The 4,685-nt window shown below is 72.6% G+C and carries 4 protein-coding genes; 2 read left to right on the top strand and 2 right to left on the bottom strand.

Going from position 1 to position 4,685, the window contains the following annotated elements; genetic code table 11:
• Nucleotides 1-66: 66 nt before the first annotated feature.
• Entirely contained in the window at nt 67-1,458 is a 1,392-nt protein-coding gene (locus AOK18_RS29140) for a cation:dicarboxylate symporter family transporter (RefSeq protein ID WP_055573102.1), read from the bottom strand.
• A 156-nt stretch (nt 1,459-1,614) separates the two neighbouring features.
• Between AOK18_RS29140 and AOK18_RS29135 the strand changes: the two genes are divergently transcribed.
• Nucleotides 1,615-3,276, top strand: coding sequence for a sensor histidine kinase (locus tag AOK18_RS29135; RefSeq protein WP_055696256.1), 1,662 nt, complete (start codon nt 1,615-1,617; stop codon nt 3,274-3,276).
• The gene (locus tag AOK18_RS29130; RefSeq protein WP_055696255.1) at nt 3,273-3,959 is read left to right on the top strand and encodes a response regulator; all 687 of its coding nucleotides are present in this window, start codon (nt 3,273-3,275) and stop codon (nt 3,957-3,959) included. Before AOK18_RS29135 ends, AOK18_RS29130 begins: the two co-directional genes overlap by 4 nt.
• Before the next feature lie 104 nt (nt 3,960-4,063).
• On the opposite strand, the gene AOK18_RS29125 is transcribed toward AOK18_RS29130, so the two are convergent.
• The coding region (locus AOK18_RS29125; RefSeq protein ID WP_206281609.1) for a 6-phosphofructokinase at nt 4,064-4,685 on the bottom strand (622 nt) is incomplete at its 5' end.

Below are 4,685 nucleotides of genomic sequence, written 5' to 3'. Positions count from 1 at the left end.
CCGGCCGCTCGGCGGCGGGGAAAGCGCTGGTGGGGCAGCGCTTGTGCAGCAGGGGGAAGCAGCCCGTCAGGCCTTGGCGAGTTCCTTTTCGGCGACCGCGCCGGGGGCCTCGGCGCGGTCGGCGGGGCCTTCGCCGCCGTCCTCGTCCATCAGGGTGGCCTCGTCGAAGGGGAGGGCGCCGGAGAGGACCTGGTTCACCCGCTCCTTGTCGATCTCCTTGGTCCAGGTGCCGATCAGCACCGTGGCGACCGCGTTGCCCGCGAAGTTGGTCAGGGCGCGGGCCTCGCTCATCAGGCGGTCGATGCCGACGATGAGGCCGATGCCGTCCACCAGGGCCGGCTTGTGCGACTGCAGGCCGCCGGCCAGCGTCGCCAGGCCCGCGCCGGAGACACCGGCGGCACCCTTGGAGGCGACCAGCAGGAAGAGCAGCAGCGGGATCTGCTCGCCGATCGACATCGGCGTGCCCAGGGCGTCGGCGATGAACAGCGAGGCCATGGTCATGTAGATCATGGTGCCGTCGAGGTTGAAGGAGTAGCCGGTCGGGACGGTGATGCCGACCACCGGCTTGCTGACGCCCAGGTGCTCCATCTTGGCGATGAGCCGCGGCAGCGCCGACTCGGACGAGGACGTGGACAGGATCAGCAGGAACTCCCGGCCCAGGTACTTCAGCAGGGACCAGATGTTCAGACCCGAGACGACGCGCAGCAGCGCGCCGAGCATCACGAAGATGAACAGCACACAGGTGATGTAGAAGCCGAGCATCAGCACCGCGAGGCTCTTCAGCGCGTCCACGCCGGCGGAGCCGGTGACCGCGGCCATGGCGCCGAACGCACCGATCGGCGCGGCCCACATGATCATGGCGAGGACCCGGAAGACCAGCCGCTGGATGTGCTCGATCCCGCGCAGGACCGGCTGGCCGGCCTTGCCCATGGCCTGCAGCGCGAAGCCGCACAGCAGCGCGACCAGCAGGGTCTGCAGGACCTCGCCCTGGGTGAAGGCGGAGACGATCGTGGTCGGGATGATCCCGAGGAGGAACTCGGTGGTGTCCTTGGCCTCCGCGTTGACCTGGGCCTGACCGGTCTCCTTGACCGCGTCGGTGACCGCGAGACCCGTCCCGGGGTCCAGGATGTTGCCGACGACCAGGCCGATACCGAGCGCGACCAGCGACATCACCATGAAGTAGCCGAGGGCGATGCCGCCGACGGCGCCGACCTTGGCGGCCTTGCGGACGGAACCGATGCCCAGCACGATCGTGCAGAAGATGATCGGCGAGATCATCATCTTGATCAGGTTCACGAACCCGGTGCCGATCGGCTTCAGCTCGACCGCGAAACCGGGTGCCGCCAGACCGACGGCTATGCCGAGGACGACCGCGATGATCACCGCGATGTAGAGATAGTGCGTGCGGTCCCGCTTCGCTTCGGGAGCGGCAGGTGCCGTATCGGCTGTGCTAGTCACGGCGGCCTCCTTGATGACGTCGTCGGCATCACCGGCGTGCGGCTCACGTCCGGGGGATGGGGTGGTGGGGAACAGCCGTGACTATGTCCTGCCTTGTGAGCGTGGTCACCCTTCCGTTCATTTAGTTCACGCCCGGGGGAGATGCACACTGTCGGGATGCGGTTCACCCTCCCTAGACCCCGCAGCCTCGCGGCCCAGCTCTTCGCCATGCAGGCGGTGCTGATAGCGGTCCTCGTGGTGGGATACGCGCTGTTCAGCTACGTGGGCGACCGCAGCCAGGCGGAGGAGGCGGCGGGGCACCAGGCCACGGGGGTGGCCCTGTCGATCGCGGACTCGCCCTCGGTGCGGGAGTCGATCCGTACCGCCGATCCCTCGGCGACGCTCCAGCCGTACGCGCTGGCGGTGATGCGCGACACCGACATCGACTTCGTCACGATCATGGATCCCCGGGGCATCCGCTGGACCCACCCCGACCCGGACCAGATCGGCCTGCCCTTCCGCGGCCACACCGCCGCCGCCCTGCGGGGCCGCACCTTCACCGAGACCTACACCGGCACCCTGGGCCCGTCCGTGCGCGCGGTCGCCCCGGTCCTGGACGGCGACCGGATCGTCGGCCTGGTCAGCGCGGGCATCAGGGTCGAGGAGATCAGCCAGCGCGCGCAGGGCCAGCTGACCACGCTGCTCGCGGCCGCGGCCGCCGCCCTGGGGCTCGGCGCGATCGGCACGTACGTGATCAACGCGCGGCTGCGCCGGCACACCCACGGGATGAACGCGACCCAGCTCAGCCACATGCACGACTACCATCAGGCCGCGCTGCACGCCGTGCGCGAGGGACTCCTGATGCTGGACGGGCAGTACAGGGTGGCGTTGATCAACGACGGCGGCCGGGAGCTGCTGGGCGTGGAGCCGGAGGAGGACGTGGTGGGCAGGTCGGTCGCGGAACTCAGCCTTCCGGCACCGCTGACGGGCGCGCTGCTCGCCTCCCGGCCGCGGGTCGACGAGGTGCACCTGACGGCGGACCGGGTGCTGGTGGTGAACACCTCGCCGGTCTCGGGCGGCGAGCGGCGCGGTGCGGTGGTGACCCTGCGCGACGTGACCGAGCTCCAATCCCTGATGGGCGAGCTGGACTCGGAGCGGGGCTTCACGCAGGCGCTGCGCTCCCAGGCGCACGAGGCGGCGAACCGGCTGCACACCGTCGTCTCCCTGATCGAGCTGGGCCGGGCCGAGGAGGCGGTGGACTTCGCGACCGCCGAACTGGAGCTGGCCCAGGCGCTCACCGACCAGGTGGTGGCGGCGGTGGGCGAACCGGTCCTGGCGGCGCTGCTGCTGGGCAAGACCGCCCAGGCCCACGAGCGGGGCGTGGAGCTGGTGGTCACGCCGGACAGCCGGCTGGACGACGGGCTGCTGCCCGCCACCCTGCCCGCCCGGGACCTGGTCACCATCCTGGGCAACCTGATCGACAACGCGGTGGACGCGGCCCTGGGCGGCATCAGTCCCCGGGTGACGGTCACCGCCCTCACCGACAACCGCCCGGAGCTGATCCTCCGGGTGTCCGACACCGGTCCGGGCGTGGCCCCCGACCACGCCGAGGCGGTCTTCGAGCAGGGCTTCACGACCAAGCCGTCGGGGCCGGGCGGGCGCGGGCTGGGCCTGGCGCTGGTGCGGCAGGCGGTGCACCGGCACGGCGGCACGCTGACGGTCACCTCGGAGGAGGGCGGCGGCGCCCGCTTCGAGGTGCGCCTCCCGCTGCGGGCCGCCGGGGGCCCCGCGGTCGCGCACGGTGCGACGGCGGGCTCGGGCTCGGGAGGCACGGCGTGACCGGCGGGCCGCCCATCCGGGTCCTGGTGGTGGAGGACGACCCCGTGGCCGCCGACGCCCACGTGATGTACGTCGGCCGGGTGCCGGGGTTCGTCGCCGTCGGCAAGGCCGCCACGGGCGCCGAGGCCCGCCGGGTGCTGGAGCGCGCCCCCGTCGACCTGCTCCTGCTCGACCTGCACCTGCCCGACGTGCACGGGTTGCAGCTGGCCCGGTCGCTGCGGGCCGCGGGGCACCACGCGGACGTCGTCGCGGTGACCTCGGCACGGGATCTCACGGTGGTGCGCGAGGGCGTGTCGCTGGGGGTCGTCCAGTACGTGCTGAAACCGTTCACCTTCGCGACGCTGCGGGACCGTCTGGTGCGGTACGCCGAGTTCCGGGCGGCCGTGGGCGAGGCCAGCGGCCAGGCCGAGGTGGACCGGGCGCTGGCCGCCCTGCGCGCCCCCGGGCCGGCCGCCCTGCCCAAGGGCCTGAGCGCGCCGACCCTGGAACGGGTGACCCTGGCCCTGCGCGGCGCCGACGAGGGCCTGACGGCCAGCGGGGTGGCGGAGGCGGTGGGCATCTCCCGCATCACCGCCCGCCGCTACCTGGAGCACCTGGTGGACGCGGGGCGCGCGGGGCGGCGCCCCCAGTACGGGACCGTCGGGCGGCCCGAGCTGCAGTACCGGTGGGCGCCGGGCCCGTAGGGCCGGCGGCCGCACACCGCCCCCGGCCGGGACGCGCGCCGGGGTGACGCGACGACGCGGCCCGCCCCTGCCGGCACCGGGGCCCGAGGGGGCGGATCCGTCCGTCAGTAGACCGACTCGGCCTCGTCCATGCGGTCCTTGGGGACCGTCTTCAGTTCGGTGACGGCCTCCGCGAGCGGGACCATCACGACGTCGGTCCCGCGCAGCGCCGTCATCCGGCCGAACCGCCCCTGGTGCGCGGCCTCCACCGCGTGCCACCCGAAGCGCGTGGCGAGCACCCTGTCGTACGCGGTCGGCGTGCCGCCGCGCTGGATGTGGCCGAGGATGACCGGCCTGGCCTCCTTGCCGAGGCGCTGCTCCAGCTCGTGGGCCAGGGCCGTGCCGATGCCCTGGAAGCGCTCGTGACCGAACTTGTCGATCTCGCCCTTGCCGTAGTCCATGGTGCCGTCGGCGGGGTGGGCGCCCTCGGCGACGCAGATCACCGCGAACTTCTTGCCGCGGGCGAAGCGCTCCTCGACCATCTTCACCAACCGGGCCGGGTCGAAGGCCCGTTCGGGAAGGCAGATGCCGTGGGCGCCGGCGGCCATGCCGGACTCCAGGGCGATCCAGCCCGCGTGCCGGCCCATGACCTCGACGACCATGACCCGCTGGTGGGACTCGGCGGTGGTCTTCAGCCGGTCCATCGCCTCGGTGGCGACGCCGACGGCGGTGTCGAAGCCGAAGGTG

This window comes from Streptomyces prasinopilosus, assembly GCF_001419695.1.
Lineage (GTDB): Bacteria > Actinomycetota > Actinomycetes > Streptomycetales > Streptomycetaceae > Streptomyces > Streptomyces prasinopilosus.
Note: the sequence above shows the minus strand (reverse complement) of the source record. Positions and strands in the feature narration are given on the sequence as shown.